This window comes from Mesorhizobium sp. WSM4841 (genome assembly GCF_055811515.1).
Genome location: NZ_JBVVQC010000037.1, coordinates 1 through 24,882, shown reverse-complemented (window position 1 = coordinate 24,882; position 24,882 = coordinate 1). Strand labels below are relative to the sequence as shown.

Below are 24,882 nucleotides of genomic sequence, written 5' to 3'. Positions count from 1 at the left end.
ATCGGCCAACATCTGAGGAAACGTGCTCCTGCCTTTGCCTCGGCCCCTTGTTGCGTTAGCATAGGCGCAAATTAGCTATTGCTGACGAATCGGATTTCGCTGAGGGGGGCGAAGGTTCATGGAAATGCAGCAGGTCCGCTATTTTCTGGCCCTGTCCAGCACGTTGAACTTCACCAGGGCGGCGGAAGAGTGCAACGTTACGCAACCGGCATTGACGCGCGCCATCAAGACACTTGAGGACGAGCTGGGTGGAGAGCTCCTTCGGCGCGAGCGCCAGCATTCTCACCTGACCGAACTGGGCCGGCGCATGCTGCCTTTGCTGCAGCAATGTTATGATGCCGCCACGTCCGCCAAATCACTCGCCAAAGCAGTGCAAAGCAGCGACGTGGCACCGCTTAATGTCACCATTTCCAACAGCGTGAACATAGCGCTGCTGGTTTCGCCGTTTACGGAGCTTTTTCGGGCTTATCCCGGTGTGCATCTCAAGATCAGTCGCGGTTCGCCGACCGCTGTCGTCGATGCGCTCAAGAATGGTGACGTCGAGCTGGCGGTGGCCGGCCCGCTGGGGGCGGCTTGGGATCGGCTCGACACTTGGCCGCTCTTCCAGGAGGAGATCGAGCTGGTGGTGAATTCCGATCATCCGCTCGCCCGTCGCAACGAATCCGACGTTGCGCTCGATCAGCTTGCCGGAGAACCGGTGCTCAGCCGGATCGATTGGGAAACAAGCGAGGAGCTGTCGCGTCGCCTCGCTGCGAAAGGGTTCACGGCTCAGGCCGCCCATGAGGTCGAGACTGACCACGACCTACTGGCGCTGCTGGAGGCCAACGCCGGTGTGGGCTTCGTCTCAACGACAGCGCCACGCTCGTCGAGTGTCCGCAGACTCAAGCTGCGGGATGTCGACATTTCGCGCGAGGTCGCCGTTTACGCGGTCGCTGGCCGGCATCGTTCGCCGGTCGCCACGACGCTGCTCAACCTGTTGCGATCGACCGACTGGTCGCCATTTGGCGTTAGCGAGCCCGCCTGAGCGCCATAATCAGGTCGTCGATGTCCATTCGCCGGCGGTAGTCCGGATCGACGAAGCGCTCTGTAATCCGCCCGTCCGTGCCCACGATGAAAGTCGCCGGGATCGGCAGGAACCAGCTGCTGTTGCCCTGATAGCTAGGGAGATCATAACCAACTCCCATCAACCGTTCCATTTCAGCCCCGACCCAGATAGCGAGGTTGAGTGAGAGCGCATAGCCATTGTCCATGTCGGTCAGGAATGGAAACTGGGCACCTACCGTAGTCTTCATCGCCTTCGCAAATTTGCGTCGTTCGGGCATGATCACCGCCACTTGGCCACCCAGTGCGGCAATCTCCCCCTGGACCTCTACGATCCCGATCGCATTCAAGCGGCAATAAGGGCACCAGTGACCCCGCTGGAAGATTATTACTGCCGGCCCCTGCTTCAGTAGGTCCGCCAATCCGATCAGTTTGCCGCTGTCGTCAGGCAGGAGGAAGGCTGGCATGAGATCGCCAGGCGCCGGCGCCATCGCCCCTGCTCCCTGCTCCTGCAAGCGTGACACCAGGCGGTCGACCGCATCGGCAAAATCGCCGTTGAGGCGGCGAACAGCCCTTGCGACCACCTCCAGCCGCTCATTCAGCGGCGCATCGAGTTCGACGGCAGCCTGCACGGACTGTTCAAGTGTCATTGTCTGGTCGTCGGCGGCCATTTCTGCACTTTCATAGCTTGCATGCAGCCTATCATCGAAACCTCTCGGCCACGGCCATGCTTTTCTTGCTTGGATTCGATGTCCTGCGTGCATCGAGCACAAGCGAGGTTCATATTCTGTTCGCTGCCTCCGCTCAATTCGTTACATCATGTTCCTGACATCCGAGGCGAAAGTAGGGAAGCCGTAGACCATGTCCGATAGCTGCGATGCCGTGATGCCGTGTTTCATGGCAAGCGCGAAAAGATGGATCAGCTCTTCGCCCGCATGGCCCACCATGTGGGCGCCGACGATCCTGTCGGCGGTCTCCTCGACAATTACCTTCGACCACGCGACGGTCTCGGCATAGGTCCTCGCGGATAGCCAGCCCTGCATGTCGTTCACATGGACCCTGACGCCAACGCCTTGCTCTTTCGCTTTGGCCTCGGTCAGCCCGACGCTGGCCAGGGCGGGGACCGTGTAGAGACACGCCGGTATCTGGCTATAGTCCGGCCGGTGTCTCGGCCCATCGACGATGTTTCGGCCGACGATGCCGCCCTCATAGGTCGCTACTGGCGAAAGCTGCGGAGAATTCCACACCGCATCGCCGCAGACGTAGACGTCAGGATTGGAACGCGAGCGCAGATGATCATCGATCTCGATGCGGCCTTCGCGATGCGCGATGACGCCGGCGCCGAGATCGAGCCCCTCGACGTTGGCGACACGTCCGGCGCAATTCACAACCCTGTCCGCATCCGCGGCGCACTCGACGCCATCCGCCACAAAGGTGACGCGCAACCGTCCGTCGACCTTGTCGATCCTCTTGACCCAGGCCAGTGTGCGGATACGAATGCCTATGCGTTCGCTCGCGCCACGGATCCGGGCAACGGCATCGGCGTCGAAACCTCCGAGCAGGTGCGGCAGTGCTTCGAGGATCGTCACGTCGACGCCGGCGCGCGCATAAACGTGGCCCAGTTCGAAGGCAATGACGCCGCCGCCGACGAACACCACCGCGCGGGGCAGCACCGGGTCGTTCAGGACATCGTCCGAAATGGTCAGGTGCTCGGCGCCTGGAATTGGCAGTGAACGCGGCTTCGAACCGGTTGCGATGACGATGTTCCTGGCTTCAAGCTCGCGACCGGCGACGCTGATGGTATTGCTGCCGATGAACGCGGCCTCGCCGACAATGACATCGACGCCGCGCTCGGCCATCAATCCGGACAGGCGGGAGGGAATGTCCCTGATCATATCCTTTTCACGGTCGATCAGGGCTCGCCAGTCGATCCTCGGCGTATCGACCGTGATCCCGTGCCGATCGGCCTGTTCGATCTCATGGAGCGCGTGGGCCGCCGCGACGAGGACCTTCTTCGGCGTGCAGCCACGATTGGGGCAAGTGCCGCCGAGGTCGCGTGCCTCTATCATGGCCACCGACATCCCGGCAGCGCGCGTGGGCACCGTCACACCCATCCCGGCATTGCCGCCGCCGAGGATCACCACATCATATTTTTCCACCGTCTTGCTCTCCCGGGATTCAATGCAGTTTGACTCGGGGTTTGGTGCGGCGCGCCAGCATCCCGGCGATCGTGTCCAGCGCGGTCTTCAAGGTCCCGTGCACAGCCTTGCGATGCAGCTTGTAGAGCGAGCGATACATCAGCCGGGCGAGCAGACCTTCAATCCTAAGTCCGCCAATCAGGTTGCCGAACGAGCCGTAGTCGGCAAGCGAAACAAGGGATCCGTAGTCGCGGTAACGGAATGTCGGTGCGGCCCGTCCCTTGAGACGCGCGGCAATCACCTTGACCAGATGATCAGCCTGCTGATGGGCTGTCTGGGCGCGCGGCGGCAAGGGATTGTCCTCATTGGGCAGGACACAGCTCGCGCAGTCGCCGATCGCAAATACGTTTTCGTCGCCCTTGGTTTGCAATGTCTCATCCACAACCAGGCGGTTGATGCGGTCAGTCTCGAGGCCATCGAGTTTTTTCAGGAAATCCGGCGCCTTGATCCCGGCGGACCAGACGACGAGTTCGGCCGGCACAAACAGCTTCTCGCCAAGCCTGACGCCGTCCTCAGTCACTTCGGTGACCTTGGTCCCACACCGTATCTGGACCCCCAAATCGACAAGCAAGCGTGCTGAAGCGCGTGCCAGGTGCTCAGGCAAAGCCGGCAAGATGCGCGGCCCCGCCTCGACGATGGTGATGCGGATCAGTCTTTCGAAATCGATGTTGTCGAGGTTGTGCGACGCAATTTCCCGCATCGACTTGTGCAACTCCGCGGCCAACTCCACGCCGGTCGCTCCGGCACCGACGATGACGCAATGGAGCTGGCCCGGCGACAGCTGCTCGTATTGCGCATTGGCGCGCAGGCAGGCGTCTATCATGCGGTTGTTGAACCGGGCGGCCTGACCGGCCGTGTCGAGCGCGATTGCGTGACGGGCCGCCCCTGGCGTGCCGAAATCGTTGCTGACGCTGCCGACGGCCAGCACCAGCGTGTCGTCGCCCAGCACACGTGGCGGTATGATCTGCCTGCCATCGTCATCGAAGCTTGGAGCGACAAAGACCTGGCGCCTGGCGCGTTCGATGCCGACGACCTCGCCGATACGGTATCGATAGTGGTGGCGACTGGCATGGGCGATGTATTCCACCGCATCGTTGGATGCGCTCAGTGCGCCTGAGGCGACCTCGTGCAGAAGCGGCTTCCAGACATGGGTGCGATTGCGGTCGACGAGCGTGACGGAAAGCCGCCGCTTGCCGAACTTGCAGCCGAGGCGGGTCGCCAGTTCCAGTCCACCCGCACCGCCACCAACGATGACCACGCGATGCAGCGAGCTATCCGCATGGGATGGTGTCTCCGGTATCGTGCGGAACAGCGCGGCGTTGTTGGCGAGCACGGCTTCCGGAACCAGTCGTATTCCCGGAGTGATGATCTGCATTGGTATTCTCCGTCACTTTCCTCGGTCTCGCCGCGCTTGAAAAATCACTCTTGCGATTCGTGGATGACGATGCCTTGCAGCATGTCGACGTCGCATTCCCACGGCCTCTCCGAGAGCACGCGCTCGCCATGGTCGTATCCTGCCTGCCAGCGCGTGCGGATGCCTGCCCGGGTGAAGTCGATGTCCTTGGTGTGGTCCTCGCCATCGAGGCGCGGTGAAAGCAGCCGAACCAGGTGCATGACCGAAGGGCAGCCGTAGGACGCGAGTTCCTTGAACATCGGATCCTCGCGCCGCTCCTCGGGGACCAGCTTTCCGATTTCGCGAACGACGTGCCGAAGACGATGCAGTTGCTCCTGCCGGGCCACGTGGCTCCGGCCTCGGCTGGCGTATTGAAGGTCCTTTTGCCGCCCCATCACCTGCCAGATCGATTTCGGCTCGGTGGCGCGGGGCTGCCACATGTTGACGGCAAAGATCAGCGCATCGCGCCGCGGCCGGGCATCGAGCACAACTTCAATGGGCGTGTTGGAATAGATGCCGCCGTCCCAATAGGGCTCGCCGTCGATGCAAACCGCCGGAAACGCCGGGGGCAAGGCGCCCGATGCCATGATGTGCGCCGGCGACAGCGTCATCTCGCGGCTGTCGAAATATTTGAGTTCGCTGGTGTTGACGTTCACCGCGCCGACCGTCAGCCGCGTGTGGCGACGATTGAGATAATCGAAGTCGATCAGGTTGCTCAGAGTCCTTTTGAGCGGATCGGTGGTGTAATAGGATGCATTCTCCACACCAACTTCGCGATTCACCCCGAACATGGCGCTTGGGTTCGGTTCGAAGAACCCCGGTATGCCGCGCATTACCGTGCCCATGTTGGCAAAGATGTTGCTTGGAACCATCATCCGGAAGAACTCATCGAACGGGCTGCTTCGGCTGACGCCGTCCCAGAACTCGCGCAGCCTCGGCAGGCGGTCTTGCGGCTCGTTTCCGGCAATCAATGCCGCGTTGATGGCGCCGATCGAGGTGCCGATGACCCAATCCGGTTCAATCCCGCCTTCAACGAGCGCCTGATAGACGCCGGCCTGATAGGCTCCGAGGGCGCCGCCGCCCTGGAGGACCAACACGGTCTGGCGCTGGATGGAACCATCGGCCACACGGCCGGCCTCCGGCGCAGGTTCCGACGTCGAAGGATTTTGCGTGATCTTGTTCATTGTCTTTTCGCTCCTCGTTGCCGCATTCAATGGGCGGTCCAGCCGCCTTCGATCGGCATGATCGCACCGGTGATTGAGGCGGCGTCATCCGAAGCCAGGAACAGGCAGAGCGCCGCAACCTGGGAAACGGTCACAAACTGCTTGGTCGGCTGGGCCGCCAGAAGCACGTCCTTGATGACCTGCTGCTCGGTGATGCCGCGGGCCTTGGCTGTGTCCGGTATCTGCTTCTCGACCAGCGGGGTGAGGACGTATCCGGGGCAAACCGCATTGACGGTGATGCCCTGCTCGGCGACTTCCAGCGCGACCGTTTTGGTCAAGCCGGCGACCCCATGCTTGGCGGCGACATAGGCGGACTTGAATGGCGAGGCGACAAGGGCGTGAGCGGACGCAACGTTGATGATGCGGCCCCATTTGCGCTCCTTCATCGCCTGCAGGGCGCGCCGGATCGTGTAGAACGACGACATCAGATCGATCGCCACGACCGCCTCCCATTTCTCGATCGGAAAGTCGTCGATCGGCGCGACATGCTGAATGCCGGCATTGTTGACGAGGATGTCGACGGCGCCGAACTCGGCGATTGCCTTGTCCATCATCGCGGTGATCGCCCCGCCCTTGCTCATGTCAGCATTGTCGTAGCGAACGGTGACCCTATGGTCGGCAGCAATCCTGGCGCGTAATTTCTCGATCTCTTTGGCATCGCCGAAACCGTTGAGCACAATATTGCAGCCCTTGGCCGCAAAGGCCTCGGCGATGCCTTGGCCGATGCCGCTCGTCGAGCCTGTGATGAGTGCTGTCTTTCCTCTGAGCATCGTTGTTTCCTTCGGTTGGAGCTGCGACCGGAAGTGCCGGCAAACGGCTGCGAGCAACGGGCTTCCGCGCCCAGTCTTGAGTTCTGGAGCAAGTATGGCGAACCGCTCGAAGCAGCGGAAATGCCGTTGAGACATGGATTCGATAGCCGACGGTCAGATCATCAGCTCGGCGCCGGCCTCGCATGCCCGGGCGGCGGCTCTCTGGCACATGTCCACCCTCAGTTCTTTCTGATCGTCGAGGTCACGGACTGAATGACCTCGGTCGCCATCTTGAACTGCGGCGCGCGGTCGGTAATTCCATGCCGCTTGGCGATCCAGTCGAAATCGCTGTAGGCGGCATAAACTGAACCATCTGCGGCCTGGTAGACCAGCACGCGCACCGGCCAGTCGAGACCGGCTTGCGGATTGGACGTGATGAAGGTCGTGCCGAGCGCCGGATTGCCAAACATCACCAGCCGCGACGGCCTGACATCATTGCCGGCGTTCTGGCCAAGGCTTGCCTGGTCGATGACGCCAAAAAACTTGATGCCCTTCTTGAGGACGTCCTTTTTGATGCGGGCAACTGTCTCCGCGATGGAATAGTCGCTCTTCACCGTGACGACGCCATCCGAAGCGGCAGCCGGGACGACGATCGCCATCAGCATGGCGGCGCAGCCAATCAAGGTTTTCAGGTAGGTGGTCATATCAGTCTCCTTTGGTTTTGTGGGTTGCATGGATTTTGGCTATTACATTGATATCCTTATTCATTCCCGCCTTAGATTAGTCGCCTTGCAGTCGACGAATTCCCGATCGTCAGGCGGTCGGCGACTTCAACGACCGCGCGACCGCGATCGCGCCGGCGAGGACTGCGGCGAGCACGGCCACGCATGCGGTCCAGCCGATCCGGTCGTAGATTTGTCCAATGACGAAGCTGCCGGCGAGCCCGCCTGCATAGTAGGAAGCAAGGTAGATGCCGCTTGCGGCGGCGCGGTCGCGCGAGGCGGTCCGGCTGACGTGTCCTGTCGCTATTGCCTGCGCCAGGAAGGTGCCAATGGCGACCAGCGCCATCCCGCCGAGAACAATGGGAAGGCGGCTCGTGAGCAGCAGAAGCAAACCCAGGATCGCCAGCGCAAGCGTCGCATCGATGCCGATCCTTGGGCCGAGGCCGGCAGCGACCCGCCCGGCGAGCGGCGTGGTCAGCATGGAAGGCAGGAAGACGAAATACACCAGTCCCAACGCCATCGGCGACAGCGATAGCGGGGCAGCGACGAGCTGGAAGTTGACATAGGTGAAAGTGCCTATGAAGACGAAGAGGATCAGGAAGCCGATCGCGAAACAGGCGCGCAGCTCGGCGTTCTTCAGCGGGCTCTTCCAGGCCGCGCGGGCAGGCTCGCCTATCGCGTCGGCGCGCATCATTGCGGATGTCTTCTGCAGCGTGAACCAGACAAGTGCCGCGCCAATCAGATTGAGGGCGGCGAACGTCAGGAAATTGGTGGAGATGCCAAACGTATCGGCGACGGCGGCCGACATGAGCCGTCCGAAGAAGTTACTGGCAACATTGCCGGTTACATAGGCCGCAAGCGCACCTGTCGTCTGCCGCGCAGAAAAATGCTCGGCCAGGTAGGCCATCGTCAGCGTGAACGCGGTCGACATGCACAAGCCCTGGACGACACGCAACAGGGCAAAGACGACGATGCTGTCTGTCTGTGACAAAAGCGTAGTCGGTATCGCCAGCACCGCAAGGCTGATCCAGATGCCGTTGCGGCGATCGAGGTTCCTGCCAAAAAGCGCCACCGCAATGCCGGCCACAGCCATGCCGAAAGTGCTGGCATTTACAGCAAAGCCCATCGTGGCGCGGCTGACACCGAACTTTACCACCAGGGAAGGCAGGATTGCCTGGGTGGCGAAGAGATCGACAAGTGTCAGGAAGGCGATCACAGCGATCATGCCGAAGCGCCAGCTGTCCGCGGCAACCATGTGGAGCCGCGTCGAGGAAGTCTGTTCCGTCGTTGTCACCATAACGAGGCTCCTTGGCGACACGTCCCCAGGTGACTGCCTGAGGACGCGCTTTCAGTTGCTGATGCTGGGAAACGGTCACCGCAACGCGTGGCTCACATCGTGTGATCTTCGCGCATTTCCGGCGGCAGGATGTCGGCCGAATAGAGCACCGCCGGGACCTTGCCGTTGTTCTTCCACCAATGAGCGAGCTGGCCGAATTCGACGCTCACGTCGCCAGCCGAATGCTCGATCCCCACCTTGCAGGTGCTGCTATATTCGGTGATCGAACCCTCGACGACGAGGATGTTGGCCGGACGAACGGTGTGCTCATGCCAGGGCACGACACCCCCCGGCTGCACGACGAGCTTGCGCAGGCGCAGCATGTTACCTTTCCAGGCCTCGCCCTTCGGGCTCAGATCGATGGCTGAAAGGACATCATCGGTAACGCCAACCGGCTTGCTGGGATGCTCCTGGATGTCAACGGTCGCGGCCTGTCCGGCTGGGCAGTCTCCTGCAAAAGCCGGTGCGACGGAAAACGCCGCGGTTGCGGAAAGAAGGCCGAGCGCTAGCGCCACGTTGAGTGGCGCGCTGAATGCGATTGCTTTGGAAGCCATATCTTGTTTCTCCTTTGTCGGTGCCCAAACGCGGGAGGCGGGGCATGAGGAGGAGAGTGACGAGATCCGCAAAGAAAGAGAAATGCTGCCTGGCTCTCAATTCGATACCTGAAAACTATGGTAATCCACTCGTGCCGACACATAGGAGGCGCGGGAAAAGCATGCCGCGAGAATGGAAACTCTTCGACTATGCTTTAGGCCGCTGTCTTGCGGGGTGCCAAAGGTATCGCACTTTCCGGCCAGCCATGCGCCTTCACGCTGTTTACGAAGGCCAATGCCGCGGGCGAGAACCGACGTCCCGCCACAACGACGAGGGATACCTCCCGCCAGACTTCGGGGTCGATGACGGGCCGGACCTGCAAGCCCGGGATCACCGCGCTGAACTCAGGGATGAAGCAGATTCCGAGCCCTCCGGAAACCAGGTTCTGGATCCAGTCCTCGCGCTCGCTGGCATAGGAGATCCTAAGCTTCACCCCCCGATCGTTGCACAGGCCGGCAAGATGGTCGCGATACTCGCAGTTGAGACGCCTGAGATAGTTTTCACCGTCGAGTTCGGAAATGGAAACATTGTCGTTGCGGGCCAATCTATGGCCGTTGGGAAATGCCAGGACGAAGCGCTCGCGATAAAGCGGCGTCACGTCGAAGCGCTCCGGAAAACTGTCGCTCGATGCCATGATGGCGACGTCGATCTCGCCTGATTCGAGCAGTTGGGAAAGCGATGCCGGCACGCCCTCTACCAGTTGGAGCTGGATCCCCCGCTGACGTCTGTTGAAGTCGGCCAGCAGCCCGGTGAACCGGCGCGGGCCGATGGTGCACATGACACCAACCTTGAGGTTCGCGTTTTCCAGACAGAGAAACCTTGATGCCTCTTGCCGAACGCCGGTCAGTTCGTCGAGGATCTGCTGGAAACGGGGTCGCAGCAGAGCACCTAGATCCGTGAGATGGGTGAGGTTTCGCTCGCGGCGAAAAAGCAAGCCGCCGACCTCTTCCTCAAGCTGCTGGATGGCGCGCGACAGCGCCGGTTGAGTGACATTGCATTTTTCGCCAGCGCGCGTGAAATTCCGTGTCTCACAGACAGCAAGAAAATAGCGGATGTGATGAATGTCCATGCCGATTGTCCCCGAACTGCATACGGTTCATATGCTGGCTTCGGAGCCTGCCGCAAAGCGTCCCGTCGTGCCAATGCGCTGCCGCTATAAAGTCGATAACGGCCCGTCATGATGCCTTCTGAGGTCAAGGTGCGGATCACTTCGCTACGGCTAAAGCGTCGCTCAGGCTGACCTAAAAACAATGATGGCGAGCATTTGCTCGCCATTATGCCCTTATTGCAGCGAAATAGGTCAAGCAGCGATTAGCTGTTGCCGCCAAGCTGATGGACCTTGACGCAAAACTCGGCATACGGCTTGCTCATCGCCGCGTCGTTGCATTCCTTCTTCATCGCGTTCCGCTTATCCTTCGACATCGCATTCCAGGCTGCTTTGAACTCTCTGTCCGACTTCATCGTCTTCATGCCCGCATCGGCGTAAAACGGCTGCATGTTGGATGGTTCGTCGAGCGCCCCGGCAAACGCGACGCTGCCGAGAATGGAAAGGGCAAAGGCGCTGAGGCAGATAGCTTTGATATTCATGGCATGATCCTTCTCTGAGGTTGGGCGATCGTCCCATCGACGGCCGCGGTAATGATCGACAGCAATCGAAAAACCTGCGGTTCCTGCTTGCCGAGACGAAACGTTGCTGCAATCGACCGCCAACCCGCCAATGCCATCTGCGTATGGAGTTTATGCCGCTTCCGCATCCCATGGATGCTTGGCGGCACAACCGCTAATTGGCGCCGCCGAACGCCAGGATGTTGGCGCAGAATGCGCCATGGGGCTTGCTCATTGCCGGGGCGTTGCAGGCCTTGGTCATCGTGACTCGATTGTGCTTTGGCATGGCGGACCAAGCCCTTCTTGAACCGGCCATCGGTTTCATAGTCTTCACCCCGCTTCCGTATAGAAGGTGGGCAACCCCGCCAGGTCGCGGAAAGGGTCTGCAGAAGCCACCCCGGCAAGAAGACCGATGGCAATCGCCGCCAGCCAGATAGTTCGAATTCTCATGACGCACTCTCCATACGCTGGAAGTTTGTTCAAGCCGCCGTCGGGGCGGCCGGTGTCAGATCGGACAAGATCGCGTTGTCTTGCCTGCTTGGACGAACCTTGCCGCGCGGAATTGCAGCCAATGCAATCTGCCTATGGAGTTCATGCTACCTTGGCATTTCGCCCTGAGGGGATGATGCGGCAGTCTCTCCATATGACGCCCTGGCCGGCGTTTTTGGGATGGAGACCAAAAAGATGCATGTCCAGACCGGAACTGAAAACACCAACGCCGTCATTGCCAGCGCAAGACCTGCGGTGGACGATGGGCAACTCATCGACATTGTCCTGACAAGCGACGTACACGGTGCATTTGTCTGGGGCGTGCTCGACCGCCTGTTGGATGAGCACGGCCTTTGCTTCGGCAACATCACTGCGTCCGGTTTCGGTGCGATGGAGGCGGCGGTTCTGGCCTATGGCCTGGCTCTGGGCGATCGGCGTGGCGCACGGACGGCGCTTACCAACTTCTGGCGACGCGTCAGTCACGCATCGATGTTCGCAGCCGATACAGCCAGTCCGCTGAGATCGATTCTGGAACAGTCAATCGACATTGCGGAGATTCGTAAGAATAGCTGCCCGGTGAAACTCAGCATCCTGGCTTCAAATGCCCGCACCGATGCTGTGAAGACCTTCACCAGCGATCAATTGTCGATCGACGCGATCGTGGCGGCGGCCACAATCCCATTCCTCTTCCCGGCCGTGGAGATCGACGGCGACACCTATTGGGGCGACGGCGACCTTTCGGGTTTACCACCGGTCCAGCCGGCTGAAGGCGGTCATCGGCTAATCATCGCCAGCAAGCCCTCCACGTCCATGACGCCGTGCGGGGCTTGTCGCCTCGCCGCCGGTCATGGTGCAATGAAGCCCACACAGATTCACACCATCTTCGACGGTCGGCACCGGGCTGGCGCAGCGCTATTCTTGAGACCCTGGACCGACTGGGGTGAGTTGACCGACATGCGTGACAGAGGGCGGGAAAGAGCCGATGATTGGCTTCTGGGCGATCACCTCTTTGTGGGCGAACGCTCTGCCGTCGATAACAAAAACCGATACGTCTAGGCGCCTCCCTCCCGCCTAGCCGCGCCTGCTTCGCCCTGTTCACGAATGCAGGCGCCAAGCCCTCCGGTTCCCCGCCGGAGGGCTTTTTTGCTTGGGGCCCTTTCAACATAGTGACCGCGTATCAAATCCATGCCGAGACAGCATTTCAGCTCGGCCGTCTGATCAGGGACACTGCTTGCAGACAGGCCGCAGGGTCAGTCTTTCCCTCGAAACGCAACCAGGAGACACGACTGTGATTAACGCCAAAACCCTCATTGGATCGGCCCTCGCGGCTGCCACTTCGCTGGCCGCCACGGCCGCCTACAGCGGCCCCGCCGCCCAGCCCGACTTCGCCTTCGAGAAATGCTACGGCGTCGTCAAGGCCGGCCAGAACGACTGCCAGACCGCAACGCATTCCTGTGCCGGCACCGCGACCGCCGACAACCAGCCGGATTCCTGGCTTTACCTGCCTGCCGGCAGCTGCGCCAAGATCACCGGCGGCAGCGACAAGCCGAAAGCCTGAGCGATCCAGACTTCGAGCCAACCCCTTTGGAAGGGAGCAGACCGATGTGCCGTGCGTTTCAACCCCTCGCGATCCCCGCAACCGCGGGCATCGGTCTTCGCTCTCCCCACATCAGCGAGATGCTGACCCGCAGGCCCTCCGCTGGCTGGCTCGAAGTGCATGCCGAGAACTATATGGGAGACGGCGCCGGCGTCGAGGCGCTGGAGAGGCTGCGCCAGATCTATCCGCTGTCGGTGCATGGCGTTGGGCTGTCACTGGGCAGCGCACAGGGATTGGACCGCGATCACCTGGAGCGGCTGCGCAAGGTCTGCGAGCGCTTCCAGCCAGATCTCGTCTCGGAGCATCTCGCCTGGAGCGTAGCCGACGGGGCTTATCTCAACGACCTGCTGCCGCTGCGCTATGACGAGGGGGCATTGGCGGTGGTGGCACGCAACGTCGAGACCGTCCAGGACGCGTTAAAGCGACAGGTGCTCATCGAGAACTTATCCGCCTATCTAGCCTTTGCAGATTCCTCGATGAACGAGGCAGAGTTCCTGGCCGAACTCGTGACACGGACCGGCTGCGGCCTGCTCCTGGATGTGAATAATGTGCAGGTTTCGGCGCACAACCTGCAATATGATGCAAAAGCCTTCATCGACGCGCTGCCGGCCGATTCCATCGGCGAGATCCACCTTGCCGGCCATGCGACCAATCAGGTCGGAGCCGACACCGTGCTTATCGACGATCATGGCTCACGCGTGCCGCCGGTCGTCTGGACGCTCTACCATCATGCCATAGACCGGCTCGGACCGCGCCCGACGCTTATCGAATGGGATACCGACGTCCCGGTTCTCGATGTGCTGCTTGGCGAAGCCATGTGGGCCGACATGCTCTCCGCTTCGATCATGTTTAACCGCAAGCAGGCCGCGAGACAAACTACGACAGCCAAGCCCCGGCCGATATCCAACCTCCTCCCCTTCGAAAGTGACATGAGGAGCGGCATGCCCGTGCTTGCGGCATTTGCTGCCGCCAAGGCTGGACCGGCCATGCCTGCAGCGATGCCGCCAATAGAGGGAGGATACCATGCTGCCGCTTGAACACCTGCAGACCACCATGGCGCGCTCGGTGCTCGCCATGGAGCCAATGGTTACCGCGAAAATGCTAACCGCCGGCAAGGCCGATCCATTGGCCCGCCTGCGTATCTACCAGAACAACACGCGCAGTTCGCTTACCGCAGTGCTGATGGCGGTCTTTCCCGTCACGGTTCGCTTGGTCGACGAGCGCTTCTTTCGTTTCGTGGCGAGCGAGTTCATTCGACGCCATCCGCCGGTGGAGTCCCGGCTGGCGCGCTATGGCGCCGGCTTCCCACGCTTCCTGAAAACCATCGACACGCTTTCCGATATGCCGGTCGTGGCTGAAACGGCGCGGCTCGAATGGGCCATTGCCGAAGCGCTCGACGCGGCTTCGCATCCACCCCGCCCCCTCTCGGAATATGACGGCACCGATCTGGGGCCTTCGCCCGATATCGTGCTGCAGCCATCCCTGCGGCTGATCGTTTCGCACTGGTCGATCCTGTCCGTATGGACAGCCCATCAGCAGGAGACGGCGGTCGACCAGCACAGCGCCTGGGAAAGGCGTCCCGAACGCGCGGCGTTGTGGCGGGCCGGTGAGAGTGTCCGCCTGGCTCTCCTTGATCGAGCGAATTTCGCGTTTAGGCATTCCCTGAAGCACGGCCTCGGCCTGGAACACGCCACAACCCGCGCCCTCGCTCTCGATCCGGCGTTCGATCTCGTGTCCGCGCTCGTGCGTCTGTTCGGCGACGGGCTCGTCACTGATGTCCAGATCCCGACGCATCCCCTTGCAAACTGATGGAGACAGTCATGACTGCGATACCAGAATATTCTTCGTTCACCCCGGCTGGCCTTGTCGGCTTCTACAGGCGTATTATCAAACTACCCGAACGCATTCCGCTTTCACTGGTTCAGCTCGCTTCCCGAATCGCAGTCGCACATGTGTTCTGGCAGTCCGCTCAGACGAAGCTCGCATCCTGGCCGGTAACGCTGCAGCTGTTCGCCAACGAATACAATCTGCCGTTCGTTGATCCATCGATCGCGGCGCCCCTGGCGACGACCGCCGAGATCACTGGCTCGGTGCTGCTCTTTCTCGGGCTGTTCTCGCGCCTCGGCGCGCTCATGCTGCTCGGCATCGTTTCGGTGATCCAGATCTTCGTTTTCCCCGAGAATTGGGCCGAACACCTGCTGTGGGCGTCATTGCTTCTTCTCGTATTGACACGGGGCGCCGGCGTGGTTTCGGTCGATCGTTTGGCTGATTGGGCTTTTGGACGAAGAGCCTGAAATCGTCGTCGGGCCACGAGCACGCGGTCTACGCCTTCCGCGCGCAATGGCAGCTCCCGTCGCTGCAGGCTGGTTCGTCGCAGAACACTTCAGCGATTTCAATGGGATCGGCTGGTGCTGCGAGAGAGGATTGAACTCTCGACCTCTCCCTTACCAAGGGAGTGCTCTACCACTGAGCTACCGCAGCCGCTGATGGCGGGGCTTCTGCCATATCGAACCGGCAAGCGCAAGGCCAAGCGCAAGCCATCTGTGAAAGCCCGCTCCGACGGGTTTTGCCGACATGGCGGCGCCACAATGTTGGCTATCCCTGAACAGCGGGCTGGCGCAGCGGCCGAAAATCGGAATCGGTTTTCGGAAAGCACGATGCGGAGATTCAAAAGTGTTAGAGCGTACTTTGTGCGTCCAAGCGGACGCACGTCGCCCTAATCGTCAGCCGGGACGGAACCATGAACGACAAGACAACTCCACTGGACAAGGGCGGTCCACCTGACAAGGGCGGTTCCTCGAAAAAGGACAGCCCATCGAAAAAGGCCGACCGCAAGAGCCGGCTTGCTGAGCAATTGCGCGCCAATCTGCAGAAGCGCAAGGCGCAGTCGCGCTCGCGGCGCACCGGTGACGCCGGCAAGCGGCGCACCGGCGACGCTGACAAGCGGCCGGACGGGCTCGGCGCTTTAGGGGAAACGCAAAAGGATTGACCTATATCAACAGGCTGGCCAGGGCGCGGGAATCCTGTTTCTTGAACCAAGCCGGCCAATGGTCTAGACCGGCCACAACAGACTCAACCGATTGAAAACCGGCCTTTCGGCCGAGGGGACGCTCTTCCATGGATCGCATCAGAATTGTCGGCGGCAACAAGCTTGCCGGAAGCATTCCGATCTCCGGCGCGAAAAACGCCGCGCTGCCGCTGATGATCGCCTCGCTTTTGACAGACGACACGCTGACCCTGGAAAACGTGCCGCACCTGGCCGATGTCGAGCAGCTGATCCGCATCCTCGGCAACCATGGCGTCGACTATTCGGTCAACGGCCGCCGCGAAAAGCAGCAGGAGGGCTATTCGCGCACCATCACTTTCTCCGCCCGCAACATCGTCGACACCACGGCACCCTACGAGCTGGTGTCGAAGATGCGCGCCTCGTTCTGGGTGATCGGCCCGCTGCTCGCCCGCATGGGCGAGGCCAAGGTTTCGCTGCCCGGCGGCTGCGCCATCGGCACGCGCCCGGTCGACCTTTTCCTGGAAGGCCTTCAGGTGCTGGGCGCCGATATCGACGTCGACACCGGCTATGTCATCGCCAAGACCAGGAACGGCCGTCTTGTCGGCAACCGCTACGTCTTCCCGAAAGTATCGGTCGGCGCCACCCATGTGCTAATGATGGCGGCTTCGCTGGCCAAGGGCGAGACGGTGCTTGAAAACGCCGCCCGCGAGCCCGAGATCGTCAACCTCGCCGAATGCCTCAACGCCATGGGCGCCAGGATTTCCGGCGCCGGCACCGCGACCATCACCATCGACGGCGTCGAAGCGCTGTCGGGCGCGCGCGTCCGGGTGATACCCGACCGCATCGAGACCGGCACCTATGCGATGGCCGTCGCCATGACCGGCGGCGATGTCGTGCTCGAAGGTGCGCGGGCGGACCTGTTGCAGACCGCGCTCGACGTGATTTCCCAGACCGGCGCCGAGATCACGCAGACCAATTCCGGCATCCGTGTCAGGCGCAATGGCGCCGGCATTGCGCCGGTCGACGTGACGACAGCGCCGTTCCCGGCGTTCCCGACCGACCTGCAGGCGCAGTTCATGGGCCTGATGACGATGGCCAACGGCAAGTCGCGCATCACCGAGACGATCTTCGAAAACCGCTTCATGCACGTCCAGGAACTTGCCCGGCTCGGCGCCCACATAACGCTGTCCGGCCAGACGGCGATCGTCGACGGCGTGCCGAAGCTGAAGGGCGCGCCGGTCATGGCGACCGATCTTCGCGCTTCGGTGTCGCTGGTCATCGCCGGCCTGGCGGCCGAGGGCGAGACCACGGTCAACCGGGTCTATCATCTCGACCGCGGTTTTGAGCGGCTGGAAGAAAAGCTGTCCGGCTGCGGCGCGGTGATCGAACGGATTTCGGGTTAGGGGAATCGGCAGAACCCAGGGCCTCAGACCAATTATCGATCTCAGCGCCGCCCCTCATCTGCCTGCCGGCATCTTCTCCCCGTATAGTGACGGGGAGAAGGGGGCTGGCCGCGACCTTGGCTCCCTTTCTGCAACGCTGGAGAGTGGCGAAATCCTGTGCCAAGGCGTTCCTTTCCCCGTCACTTTACGGGGCGAAGTGCCCGGCAGGGCGATGAGGGGCAGCGCACACCTGGCGCGATTGCCTTGGTCGGAATCCGTGGCGCGGTTGCACGGATCGCCAAGACCGCCTAACAGAAAGTCGATTGTAAACCTTCGCAGGTGCGAAATCAGCATGAACCTTCTCAAGCTTGTCGCGCTCGACGATCAGGATCTGAGCATCGTCTCGGCCCATGTCCAGGACGCCGTGCTGAAGGTCGGCGATCTCGAATACATGCCGGCGGTCAAGCGCTTCGTGGTGACGATGAACCGCTTCGTCTGGGAGGCGAAACCGGGCCTGTTCCGCCAGCACAATGAGCGGCGGCAAAGCGTGCTGCATTTCGACCGGGTGCTGGGCGCCAAGACCAGCGGCATTGCCCGCGACACGCCGGATGAGGTGCTGTCGCTGCTGGCGATCAGCTTCCTCGCGCTCGACAAGCCGGCCGGCATTGTCGAGCTGATCTTTTCAGGCGGCGGCGCGATCATGCTCGATGTCGAGTGCATCGAGGCACGGCTGGCTGACATTGGCGGCGCCTGGGAAGCGACGTCACGCCCGTTCCACAGAGCCTGAGCAGCACAAGATGGCCATCACCCTTCGTCTGTCCGATGCCGATTTCGAGCAGCGTTTTGCCGCGTTCCTTTTGACCAAGCGCGAAGTCTCGGCGGACGTCGACGCCGTGGTGCGCGCGATCATCGCGCGGGTGCGCGCCGAGGGCGACGCGGCGCTCATCGAGTATACGCAGAAATTCGAAAAGGCCGATCTGAAAGACCTCGGCATAGCCGTGTCGCAAGACGACATCGCCAAGGCCTACGATGCGGCCGACCCGCAGACGATCGAGGCGCTTAAATTCGCCCGTGATCGGATCCGCTCCCACCACGAGCGGCAGCGGCCAAAGGACGACCGCTATACGGACGCAATCGGCGTCGAGCTCGGCTCGCGCTGGACGGCGATCGAGGCGGTCGGGCTCTATGTGCCGGGCGGCACGGCGAGCTATCCAAGCTCGGTGCTGATGAGCGCCGTACCGGCCAAGGTCGCCGGCGTCGAGCGCATCGTCATGGCGGTGCCGGCGCCCGGCGGCATCATCAATCCGCTGGTGCTGGTGGCGGCGGATCTGACCGGCATATCCGAAATCTACCGTGTCGGCGGCGCGCAGGCGATCGCAGCACTTGCCTATGGCACCGAGACGATAAAGCCGGTCGCCAAGATCGTCGGCCCCGGCAATGCCTATGTTGCCGCGGCCAAGCGCCAGGTGTTCGGCACGGTCGGCATCGACATGATCGCCGGGCCTTCGGAAGTGCTTATCGTTGCCGACGGCAGCAACGATCCGGACTGGATCGCCGCCGACCTGCTTGCCCAGGCCGAGCATGATGTGTCGGCGCAGTCAATCCTGATCACCGACGATCCCGCCTTCGGCGCGGCGGTCGAACAGGCGGTCGAACGCCAGTTGAAAAACCTGTCGCGCGCCGAGACGGCGGCGGCGAGCTGGCGCGATTTCGGCGCCGTCATCCTTGTTCCGCGAATCGAGGCAGCACCGCCGCTGGTCGACCGCATCGCGGCCGAACATGTCGAGCTTGCCATCGACGAGCCAGAAGCCTTCCTGGCGCGGATGCGCAATGCGGGTGCCGTCTTTCTCGGCCGCCACACGCCGGAAGCCATCGGCGACTATGTCGGCGGCTCCAACCATGTGCTGCCGACGGCGCGCTCGGCGCGCTTCTCGTCCGGGCTTTCGGTGCTCGATTTCGTCAAGCGCACCTCAATCCTGAAGCTCGGGCCGGAGCAATTGCGGGCGCTGGCGCCGGCGGCCATCGCGCTGGCCAAGGCGGAAGGCCTCGACGCGCATGGACGCTCCGTCGCCATACGGCTGAATATGTAGACTGACATGGCGGACTACGATCGAACCCGTGCCAGGCTGATCGATGTCGAACTCGACGAATCGATCGGCCGTTCGACGCCCGATGTCGAGCATGAGCGGGCGGTGGCGATCTTCGACCTGATCGAGGAAAACAGCTTCCAGCCGGTCAATGACGACGGCGCCGGACCCTACCGGCTAAATCTGTCGCTGGCCGAATCCCGCCTGGTCTTCGCGGTGACGCGTGAGGACGGCGCTGCCGTGGTCACCCATATCCTGTCGCTGACGCCGCTCAGGCGCATCGTCAAGGACTACTACATGATCTGCGAAAGCTATTACGACGCCATCCGCACCTCGACTCCCAGCCAGATCGAGGCGATCGATATGGGCCGGCGCGGGCTGCACAATGAAGGCTCGCAGACGTTGATGGACCGGCTGGCCGGCAAGATCGACATCGATTTCGATACGGCGCGCCGGCTGTTCACGCTGGTCTGCGTGCTGCACTGGCGAGGCTGAGCTGCCAGCCCCTCTGCCCCGCTCGATCCTGTTTTTCTGCGGCATGAACGCGGTGCGCTCGCCGATGGCCGAACTGCTGGCGCGCCAGGTGCTTCCGGCGACAACTTTCGTGGCGTCGGCCGGGGTGCGCGGCGGCGAACGCGACCCGTTCGTCGACGCCGTGCTGGCCGAGGACCGGCTTTCGCTGGGCGAACGGCACCCAAGGACACTGGACGATCTCGAGGACGACTATTTCGACCTGATCGTCACGCTATCGCCGGAAGCCCATCACACCGCGCTCGAGCTTACCCGCTCGCTTGCCGTCGACGTCGAATATTGGCCGATGCCGGACCCGACAGACGTCGGCGGCACGCGCGAGCAGATCATGGCCGCCTATCGCGAGGTGCGCGAACGGCTGAAGGCGCGGATCGGCCGCCGTTTTGTGGCGCCGGAAGGCAAAAAACCGCGCTGATTAAGCATGTTCACAAGCGCACGATTATCATATAGGTTCCGCGCAAATTCCGGCCGGCGCGCTGGGAATCCCATCCAAGCAAAGGTATCGAATGCCGAAGGAAGAAGTCCTCGAGTTTCCGGGTGTCGTCACGGAATTGTTGCCCAACGCGATGTTCAGGGTGAAGCTCGAAAACGAACACGAAATCATCGCCCACACGGCCGGCCGCATGCGCAAGAACCGCATCCGCGTGCTGACCGGCGACAAGGTCCTGGTCGAGATGACACCTTACGACCTGACCAAGGGCCGCATCACCTACCGTTTCAAGTAAGATCGTCAGAGTTCGGCCGGGATCGCGATGAGCATTTTGCAGAAGCTCGTGCTTGCCTCGGGTTCGCCGCGCCGGATCGAACTGTTGCAGCAGGCCGGCATCGAGCTGGACCGCGTGCTGCCGGCCGGTGTCGACGAGACGCCGCTGCGCGCCGAGCATCCGCGCTCGCTGGCCAAGCGCCTTTCGAAGGAAAAGGCCGAGAAGGCGCTGGCCTCGCTGCAGGCGGAAGACGACTATGTGCCGAGCTTCGTGCTGGCCGCCGACACGGTGGTCGCCGTCGGCCGGCGCGTCCTGCCCAAGGCCGAAACGTTCGACGACGTCGCCAATTGCCTCGGCCTGCTGTCAGGTCGTTCGCACCGGGTCTATTCCGGCATCTGCCTGATCACGCCGGGCGGCAAGCTGCGCCAGCGGCTGGTCGAGACCAGGGTGCGTTTCAAGCGGCTGCCGCGCGCCGAGATCGACGCCTATGTCGCCTCGGGAGAATGGCGCGGCAAGGCCGGCGGCTATGCCGTCCAGGGGCTGGCCGGCGCCTTTGTCGTCAAGCTTGTCGGCTCCTACACCAATGTCGTCGGCCTGCCGCTCTATGAGACAGTGGCGCTGCTGACCGGCGAGGGTTTCAAGGTGCATGCCAAATGGCAGTCAGCTCGGCCATGAGTTCGGGGCGGCCATGAGCTCGGACGACAAGGTCACGCCGCTGCGCCCCAAGCGGCCCTGCCCCGAGTGCGGCAAGCCGTCGGCACGTGAGACCTACCCGTTCTGCTCCGTGCGCTGCAAGGACATCGACCTCAACCGCTGGCTCAAGGGCGCCTATGTCATTCCGGCCCGCGACGACGAGGACGAAACGGACAACGATCCTCCCAAATGAGGCTGTTCAGAGCAGCCTGCGGGCCTCGACCGCGTCCCGTGAATCCGCCCGTCGAGCAACTGCTGGTTTCCCGCTTGAAATCAGCGCTTAAGCGCTGGACAGGCCGGATTCCCGTGCTATAACCCACCCGCTTTCAAGGGGCGCCTGCGGCGCTTTCAAGAAATCCGGCGTGCAGAACTGCCCGCGTGCCGGAACAGGCCCAGATAGCTCAGTTGGTAGAGCAGCGGACTGAAAATCCGCGTGTCGGTGGTTCGAATCCGCCTCTGGGCACCATCCCCTCTTCTCCCGACACTCCCTTTCGCCGAAGCTTCTACGCTTCTGTTTCCACAAGAGACTGAAATCCTTCATCTTTTTGGGAAGGATGGCGCGATTGAGCGCGTTTCATCGAATCTCGGCGTATTTGATCTAACGTGGCGGAGGGCTGGTATTTCCGTTGGTACTGGACATCCTGATGGTATCGAAACAGCCAAAGGGAGGTGTCCCACAAATGGCCCTTTCCGACGTGAAATGCCGAAATGCCCGTCCTGCTTCCAAGCTATTGAAATTGTCTGACGGTGGCGGGCTCCAGCTCTGGGTGCAGCCCACCGGATCCCGCCTATGGCGCCTCGCCTATCGATTTGAAGGCAAGCAGAAGCTTCTGGCGTTGGGCAGCTATCCCCTTATTTCGCTCGCCGAAGCACGCAAGGCGCGCGATGACGCCAAACGTCTCCTTCTAACTGGCATCGATCCCGCACAGGAACGCAAGTTGCGAAAGGCCGGTTCGGCAAAGGACAGCTTTCGATCAATCGCCGAGGAATATGTGGACAAGCTGAAGAAAGAGGGACGTGCCGACCGGACTATCACCAAGGTCAAATGGCTACTCGACTTCGCCTATCCCACCTGTGGGCACAAATGCATTCGGGACATTGATGCGGCCACTATCCTTGCTGCCCTTCGTAGCGTGGAGGTGCGCGGTCGATACGAGTCGGCCAGGCGGCTGCGCTCGACCATTGGCAGCGTCTTTCGATACGCCATCGCCACTGCACGCACCGACACTGACCCAACGTCCGCGCTGAGGGGCGCGCTCATCAGGCCAACGGTCACGCCGCGTGCCGCCATTACCGATCCGAAGGCATTGGGCGGTTTGCTGCGTGCGATCGAGACATTCGACGGACAGCCCGCAACCCGAGCGGCTCTGAGGTTGATGGCGCTACTGTTTCCCCGCCCCGGTGAGCTTCGCGCTGCCGAATGGGGGGAGTTCGACTTCGAAAGTTCGGTATGGACTATCCCGGAAGAGCGAATGAAAATGCGACGACCGCACCGCGTTCCTCTTTCAACGCAGGCTTTGAATAGCCTGGCCGAGCTTAAAAAAATGTGCGGCGCCGGGACGCTGCTGTTTCCAAGTGTGCGATCGCCTTCCCGACCGATTTCCGACAATACACTCAACGCCGCCCTGCGTCGCATGGGTTACAGCAAGAATGAAGCAACGGCCCATGGCTTCCGAGCAACGGCATCAACTCTGTTGAACGAATGCGGCAAGTGGCATCCAGACGCCGTAGAGCGACAGCTGGCTCATATTGAAAATAACGGCGTTCGGCGCGCCTACGCCCGGGCGGAGCACTGGGAAGAGCGCGTCAAGATGATGCAGTGGTGGGCGGATTATCTGGAAAAAATTGAGAACGCCGGAACGCGCGGGTAAACTCAATCAGTATACGGGCAGCAAGCTGTCCGGCACGCATCGCGAACGTCCGGTTTGCGCCTTGTCCCAGTCATTCGCACAGTCGGAACCTTCCACCAAAAGCGGACATCCTCGCGGCCTCTGTACCGATCGCATTGTTTGCCACAAAGATTCCAAAGCCCTACCGGTGCGCCAGGCGAGATGAAGATGGGCATTGCTACAAATTGTTATCGCAGCGAATTCTGGCCGCATGCGGCTAGCGTTGATCGTGTCCCAGGGAGTGGTGTAGCTGACGGCTTGGTCGCCGCGCTCTCCGGCAAGGGCCGGGCTGATCAGCGTGCCACGGCTGGCAGGCTGATGAGCGGATCATCGCTCATTTGGCTGATGGTTTCCAGCGTCATGTATCTGGCGCGCTGCACGGCCCATTCGTCGTTCTGTTCGAGCAAGATCGCGCCAACCAGGCGGACGATGGCGTCATCATTTGGGAAGATGCCGATGACCTCGGTGCGCCGCTTGATCTCGCCGTTGAGGCGCTCGATCGGGTTGGTCGAGTGCAGCTTGGCGCGGTGCTCCTTGGGGAAAGTCATGTAGGCAAGCACGTCGGGCTCGGCGTCGTCCATGATTGTCGCCAGCTTCGGCACCTTCGGCCGGATCTGGTCGGCGACGGCGCGCCATTGCGTGCTTGCGGCCTCGGGCGTTTCCTGGGCGAAGGCGGTGGCGATGAAAGCGGAGACGACGCGGCGCCCGCTCTTGCCGGCATGGGCCAGCACGTTCCTCATGAAGTGGACGCGGCACCTCTGCCATGTCGCGCACAGCACCTTGGTGACGGCCGCCTTGATGCCTTCATGGGCATCGGAGACGACGAGCTTGACGCCGCGCAGACCGCGGCGGGTCAGCTTGCGCAAGAACTCCGTCCAGATCGGCTCGGCCTCAGACGTGCCGACCTCCATGCCCAGCACCTCGCGCCGGCCGTCCGCGTTGACGCCGACAGCGATGATGACGGCGACCGAGACGATGCGGCCGCCGCGGCGCACCTTCAGGTAGGTGGCGTCGATCCACAGATATGGCCAGTCGCCCTCGATGGGTCTTTCAAGGAACGCTTTGACCTTGCCGTCGATCTCTTCGCACAGCCGGCTGACCTGGCTTTTGGAGATGCCGCTCATGCCCATGGCCTTGACCAGGTCGTCGACCGAGCGGGTCGAGATCCCCTGGACGTAGGCCTCTTGGATGACGGCGGTCAGCGCCTTCTCGGCCATGCGGCGCGGTTCTAGGAAACCGGGGAAATAGGAGCCCTTCCTGAGCTTGGGGATGCGCAGCTCGACGGTGCCGGCGCGCGTCTCCCAGTCGCGCTCGCGATAGCCGTTGCGCTGGGCCGTGCGCAACGGGTTCTTCTCGCCATAGGCGGCGCCGGTGGCGGCGCCAACCTCCAGCTCCATCAGCCGCTCGGCGGCAAAGCCAATCATCTCGCGCAAGAGATCGGAATCGGGAGTCTTCTCCACGAGCGCGCGCAGGTTCATCATGTCGTCGGTCATCGATGGTTCCTTCGAATCAGGTTGGTGTCGGCAACCCAACCTTACCGGCGAACTGTCGATGACCACCGCGAAGCCGCTCGCTCGCTTGTATGGGCTAATCTTTGTCAAGGTGATCTTTCAGTCGTTCCGTCTCCTTGTTCAGCTGTGGC

27 protein-coding genes and 2 tRNA genes are annotated in these 24,882 nt (G+C 61.9%); 17 read left to right on the top strand and 12 right to left on the bottom strand.

The window, feature by feature from the left end; all coding sequences use genetic code 11:
- Positions 1-118: 118 nt before the first annotated feature.
- Positions 119-1,024, top strand: a complete 906-nt coding sequence (locus tag AC0L14_RS29795; RefSeq protein WP_473488558.1) for a LysR family transcriptional regulator — start codon at positions 119-121, stop codon at positions 1,022-1,024.
- Here AC0L14_RS29795 and AC0L14_RS29790 read toward each other — a convergent pair.
- From AC0L14_RS29790 to AC0L14_RS29745, 10 genes are all read right to left on the bottom strand, one after another.
- Complete coding sequence (locus AC0L14_RS29790) at positions 1,008-1,712, bottom strand: peroxiredoxin-like family protein (protein ID WP_473751629.1); 705 nt, start codon at positions 1,710-1,712, stop codon at positions 1,008-1,010. The genes AC0L14_RS29795 and AC0L14_RS29790 overlap by 17 nt on opposite strands.
- A gap of 141 nt (positions 1,713-1,853) precedes the next feature.
- Positions 1,854-3,200: a dihydrolipoyl dehydrogenase family protein gene (locus AC0L14_RS29785; protein ID WP_473751628.1), complete on the bottom strand. Its 1,347-nt coding sequence runs from the start codon at positions 3,198-3,200 to the stop codon at positions 1,854-1,856.
- A 19-nt stretch (positions 3,201-3,219) separates the two neighbouring features.
- Entirely contained in the window at positions 3,220-4,614 is a 1,395-nt protein-coding gene (locus AC0L14_RS29780) for an NAD(P)/FAD-dependent oxidoreductase (protein WP_473751627.1), read from the bottom strand.
- A gap of 44 nt (positions 4,615-4,658) precedes the next feature.
- Positions 4,659-5,816: a patatin-like phospholipase family protein gene (locus AC0L14_RS29775; protein WP_473488552.1), complete on the bottom strand. Its 1,158-nt coding sequence runs from the start codon at positions 5,814-5,816 to the stop codon at positions 4,659-4,661.
- A 26-nt stretch (positions 5,817-5,842) separates the two neighbouring features.
- Positions 5,843-6,625, bottom strand: coding sequence for a 3-hydroxybutyrate dehydrogenase (locus AC0L14_RS29770; protein ID WP_095491451.1), 783 nt, complete (start codon positions 6,623-6,625; stop codon positions 5,843-5,845).
- A gap of 218 nt (positions 6,626-6,843) precedes the next feature.
- Positions 6,844-7,308, bottom strand: coding sequence for a DUF302 domain-containing protein (locus AC0L14_RS29765; protein ID WP_123146630.1), 465 nt, complete (start codon positions 7,306-7,308; stop codon positions 6,844-6,846).
- 109 nt (positions 7,309-7,417) lie between these two features.
- Positions 7,418-8,623 carry an MFS transporter gene (locus AC0L14_RS29760; protein ID WP_473638208.1) on the bottom strand — a complete coding sequence of 402 codons (1,206 nt, stop codon included), beginning with the start codon at positions 8,621-8,623 and terminating at the stop codon, positions 7,418-7,420.
- 92 nt (positions 8,624-8,715) lie between these two features.
- Positions 8,716-9,216, bottom strand: a complete 501-nt coding sequence (locus tag AC0L14_RS29755) for a cupin domain-containing protein (protein WP_128169139.1) — start codon at positions 9,214-9,216, stop codon at positions 8,716-8,718.
- A 194-nt stretch (positions 9,217-9,410) separates the two neighbouring features.
- Positions 9,411-10,325, bottom strand: a complete 915-nt coding sequence (locus AC0L14_RS29750; RefSeq protein ID WP_473751625.1) for a LysR family transcriptional regulator — start codon at positions 10,323-10,325, stop codon at positions 9,411-9,413.
- A gap of 242 nt (positions 10,326-10,567) precedes the next feature.
- Positions 10,568-10,966 (bottom strand): hypothetical protein, encoded by a 399-nt coding sequence (locus tag AC0L14_RS29745; RefSeq protein WP_473638211.1) that lies wholly within the window; start codon positions 10,964-10,966, stop codon positions 10,568-10,570.
- A 564-nt stretch (positions 10,967-11,530) separates the two neighbouring features.
- Here AC0L14_RS29745 and AC0L14_RS29740 point away from each other — a divergent pair.
- From AC0L14_RS29740 to AC0L14_RS29720, 5 genes are all read left to right on the top strand, one after another.
- A complete protein-coding gene (locus AC0L14_RS29740) occupies positions 11,531-12,406 on the top strand; it encodes a patatin-like phospholipase family protein (RefSeq protein ID WP_473751624.1) in 876 nt (291 codons plus the stop codon).
- A gap of 232 nt (positions 12,407-12,638) precedes the next feature.
- The gene (locus AC0L14_RS29735) at positions 12,639-12,908 is read left to right on the top strand and encodes a BufA1 family periplasmic bufferin-type metallophore (RefSeq protein WP_473638214.1); all 270 of its coding nucleotides are present in this window, start codon (positions 12,639-12,641) and stop codon (positions 12,906-12,908) included.
- A gap of 44 nt (positions 12,909-12,952) precedes the next feature.
- Complete coding sequence (bufB, locus tag AC0L14_RS29730) at positions 12,953-13,984, top strand: MNIO family bufferin maturase (RefSeq protein ID WP_473751623.1); 1,032 nt, start codon at positions 12,953-12,955, stop codon at positions 13,982-13,984.
- A complete protein-coding gene (locus AC0L14_RS29725; protein WP_473751621.1) occupies positions 13,971-14,756 on the top strand; it encodes an HvfC/BufC family peptide modification chaperone in 786 nt (261 codons plus the stop codon). The genes bufB and AC0L14_RS29725 overlap by 14 nt, the downstream gene beginning before the upstream one ends.
- Positions 14,757-14,767: 11 nt before the next feature.
- Entirely contained in the window at positions 14,768-15,241 is a 474-nt protein-coding gene (locus AC0L14_RS29720) for a DoxX family protein (RefSeq protein WP_473751620.1), read from the top strand.
- Between the two features lie 112 nt (positions 15,242-15,353).
- On the opposite strand, the gene AC0L14_RS29715 is transcribed toward AC0L14_RS29720, so the two are convergent.
- A tRNA-Thr gene (locus AC0L14_RS29715) sits at positions 15,354-15,428 on the bottom strand.
- 259 nt (positions 15,429-15,687) lie between these two features.
- On the opposite strand from AC0L14_RS29715, the gene AC0L14_RS29710 reads away from it, so the two are divergent.
- The 11 genes from AC0L14_RS29710 to AC0L14_RS29660 all read left to right on the top strand — a co-directional run bounded on the left by AC0L14_RS29710 (position 15,688) and on the right by AC0L14_RS29660 (position 23,222).
- Positions 15,688-15,936 (top strand): hypothetical protein, encoded by a 249-nt coding sequence (locus AC0L14_RS29710; RefSeq protein ID WP_473751619.1) that lies wholly within the window; start codon positions 15,688-15,690, stop codon positions 15,934-15,936.
- 128 nt (positions 15,937-16,064) lie between these two features.
- Positions 16,065-17,357 carry a UDP-N-acetylglucosamine 1-carboxyvinyltransferase gene (murA, locus tag AC0L14_RS29705; protein ID WP_123146622.1) on the top strand — a complete coding sequence of 431 codons (1,293 nt, stop codon included), beginning with the start codon at positions 16,065-16,067 and terminating at the stop codon, positions 17,355-17,357.
- A gap of 331 nt (positions 17,358-17,688) precedes the next feature.
- The gene (locus AC0L14_RS29700; RefSeq protein WP_473528186.1) at positions 17,689-18,123 is read left to right on the top strand and encodes a DUF2948 family protein; all 435 of its coding nucleotides are present in this window, start codon (positions 17,689-17,691) and stop codon (positions 18,121-18,123) included.
- Positions 18,124-18,133: 10 nt separating this feature from the next.
- A complete protein-coding gene (gene hisD, locus AC0L14_RS29695; RefSeq protein WP_123146620.1) occupies positions 18,134-19,426 on the top strand; it encodes a histidinol dehydrogenase in 1,293 nt (430 codons plus the stop codon).
- Positions 19,427-19,432: 6 nt separating this feature from the next.
- Positions 19,433-19,918, top strand: coding sequence for a UPF0262 family protein (locus AC0L14_RS29690; RefSeq protein ID WP_473528187.1), 486 nt, complete (start codon positions 19,433-19,435; stop codon positions 19,916-19,918).
- 43 nt (positions 19,919-19,961) lie between these two features.
- On the top strand, positions 19,962-20,369 hold the full coding sequence (locus AC0L14_RS29685; RefSeq protein WP_123146618.1) for an arsenate-mycothiol transferase ArsC: 408 nt from the start codon (positions 19,962-19,964) through the stop codon (positions 20,367-20,369).
- 91 nt (positions 20,370-20,460) lie between these two features.
- Positions 20,461-20,679 (top strand): translation initiation factor IF-1, encoded by a 219-nt coding sequence (gene infA, locus AC0L14_RS29680; protein WP_006200926.1) that lies wholly within the window; start codon positions 20,461-20,463, stop codon positions 20,677-20,679.
- Positions 20,680-20,706: 27 nt separating this feature from the next.
- Positions 20,707-21,333, top strand: coding sequence for a Maf-like protein (locus AC0L14_RS29675; RefSeq protein WP_473528188.1), 627 nt, complete (start codon positions 20,707-20,709; stop codon positions 21,331-21,333).
- A gap of 13 nt (positions 21,334-21,346) precedes the next feature.
- On the top strand, positions 21,347-21,544 hold the full coding sequence (yacG, locus tag AC0L14_RS29670) for a DNA gyrase inhibitor YacG (protein ID WP_095491465.1): 198 nt from the start codon (positions 21,347-21,349) through the stop codon (positions 21,542-21,544).
- Between the two features lie 197 nt (positions 21,545-21,741).
- Positions 21,742-21,817 (top strand) — tRNA-Phe (locus AC0L14_RS29665).
- 214 nt (positions 21,818-22,031) lie between these two features.
- Complete coding sequence (locus AC0L14_RS29660) at positions 22,032-23,222, top strand: tyrosine-type recombinase/integrase (protein ID WP_473751618.1); 1,191 nt, start codon at positions 22,032-22,034, stop codon at positions 23,220-23,222.
- Positions 23,223-23,533: 311 nt separating this feature from the next.
- Here AC0L14_RS29660 and AC0L14_RS29655 read toward each other — a convergent pair whose 3' ends face one another.
- A complete protein-coding gene (locus AC0L14_RS29655; RefSeq protein WP_292525114.1) occupies positions 23,534-24,733 on the bottom strand; it encodes an IS256 family transposase in 1,200 nt (399 codons plus the stop codon).
- Positions 24,734-24,882 lie beyond the last annotated feature (149 nt).

Bases quoted from the DNA above. Each gene is read 5' to 3' on its own strand.
- AC0L14_RS29795 (WP_473488558.1), top strand. From the start codon at position 119: ATGGAAATGCAGCAGGTCCGCTATTTTCTGGCCCTGTCCAGCACGTTG.
- AC0L14_RS29790 (WP_473751629.1), bottom strand. From the start codon at position 1,712: ATGGCCGCCGACGACCAGACAATGACACTTGAACAGTCCGTGCAGGCT.
- AC0L14_RS29780 (WP_473751627.1), bottom strand. From the start codon at position 4,614: ATGCAGATCATCACTCCGGGAATACGACTGGTTCCGGAAGCCGTGCTC.
- AC0L14_RS29775 (WP_473488552.1), bottom strand. From the start codon at position 5,816: ATGAACAAGATCACGCAAAATCCTTCGACGTCGGAACCTGCGCCGGAG.
- AC0L14_RS29770 (WP_095491451.1), bottom strand. From the start codon at position 6,625: ATGCTCAGAGGAAAGACAGCACTCATCACAGGCTCGACGAGCGGCATC.
- AC0L14_RS29765 (WP_123146630.1), bottom strand. From the start codon at position 7,308: ATGACCACCTACCTGAAAACCTTGATTGGCTGCGCCGCCATGCTGATG.
- AC0L14_RS29760 (WP_473638208.1), bottom strand. From the start codon at position 8,623: ATGGTGACAACGACGGAACAGACTTCCTCGACGCGGCTCCACATGGTT.
- AC0L14_RS29755 (WP_128169139.1), bottom strand. From the start codon at position 9,216: ATGGCTTCCAAAGCAATCGCATTCAGCGCGCCACTCAACGTGGCGCTA.
- AC0L14_RS29750 (WP_473751625.1), bottom strand. From the start codon at position 10,325: ATGGACATTCATCACATCCGCTATTTTCTTGCTGTCTGTGAGACACGG.
- AC0L14_RS29740 (WP_473751624.1), top strand. From the start codon at position 11,531: ATGGAGACCAAAAAGATGCATGTCCAGACCGGAACTGAAAACACCAAC.
- bufB (WP_473751623.1), top strand. From the start codon at position 12,953: ATGTGCCGTGCGTTTCAACCCCTCGCGATCCCCGCAACCGCGGGCATC.
- AC0L14_RS29725 (WP_473751621.1), top strand. From the start codon at position 13,971: ATGCTGCCGCTTGAACACCTGCAGACCACCATGGCGCGCTCGGTGCTC.
- AC0L14_RS29720 (WP_473751620.1), top strand. From the start codon at position 14,768: ATGACTGCGATACCAGAATATTCTTCGTTCACCCCGGCTGGCCTTGTC.
- AC0L14_RS29710 (WP_473751619.1), top strand. From the start codon at position 15,688: ATGAACGACAAGACAACTCCACTGGACAAGGGCGGTCCACCTGACAAG.
- murA (WP_123146622.1), top strand. From the start codon at position 16,065: ATGGATCGCATCAGAATTGTCGGCGGCAACAAGCTTGCCGGAAGCATT.
- AC0L14_RS29700 (WP_473528186.1), top strand. From the start codon at position 17,689: ATGAACCTTCTCAAGCTTGTCGCGCTCGACGATCAGGATCTGAGCATC.
- hisD (WP_123146620.1), top strand. From the start codon at position 18,134: ATGGCCATCACCCTTCGTCTGTCCGATGCCGATTTCGAGCAGCGTTTT.
- AC0L14_RS29690 (WP_473528187.1), top strand. From the start codon at position 19,433: ATGGCGGACTACGATCGAACCCGTGCCAGGCTGATCGATGTCGAACTC.
- AC0L14_RS29685 (WP_123146618.1), top strand. From the start codon at position 19,962: ATGAACGCGGTGCGCTCGCCGATGGCCGAACTGCTGGCGCGCCAGGTG.
- infA (WP_006200926.1), top strand. From the start codon at position 20,461: ATGCCGAAGGAAGAAGTCCTCGAGTTTCCGGGTGTCGTCACGGAATTG.
- AC0L14_RS29675 (WP_473528188.1), top strand. From the start codon at position 20,707: ATGAGCATTTTGCAGAAGCTCGTGCTTGCCTCGGGTTCGCCGCGCCGG.
- yacG (WP_095491465.1), top strand. From the start codon at position 21,347: ATGAGCTCGGACGACAAGGTCACGCCGCTGCGCCCCAAGCGGCCCTGC.
- AC0L14_RS29660 (WP_473751618.1), top strand. From the start codon at position 22,032: ATGGCCCTTTCCGACGTGAAATGCCGAAATGCCCGTCCTGCTTCCAAG.
- AC0L14_RS29655 (WP_292525114.1), bottom strand. From the start codon at position 24,733: ATGACCGACGACATGATGAACCTGCGCGCGCTCGTGGAGAAGACTCCC.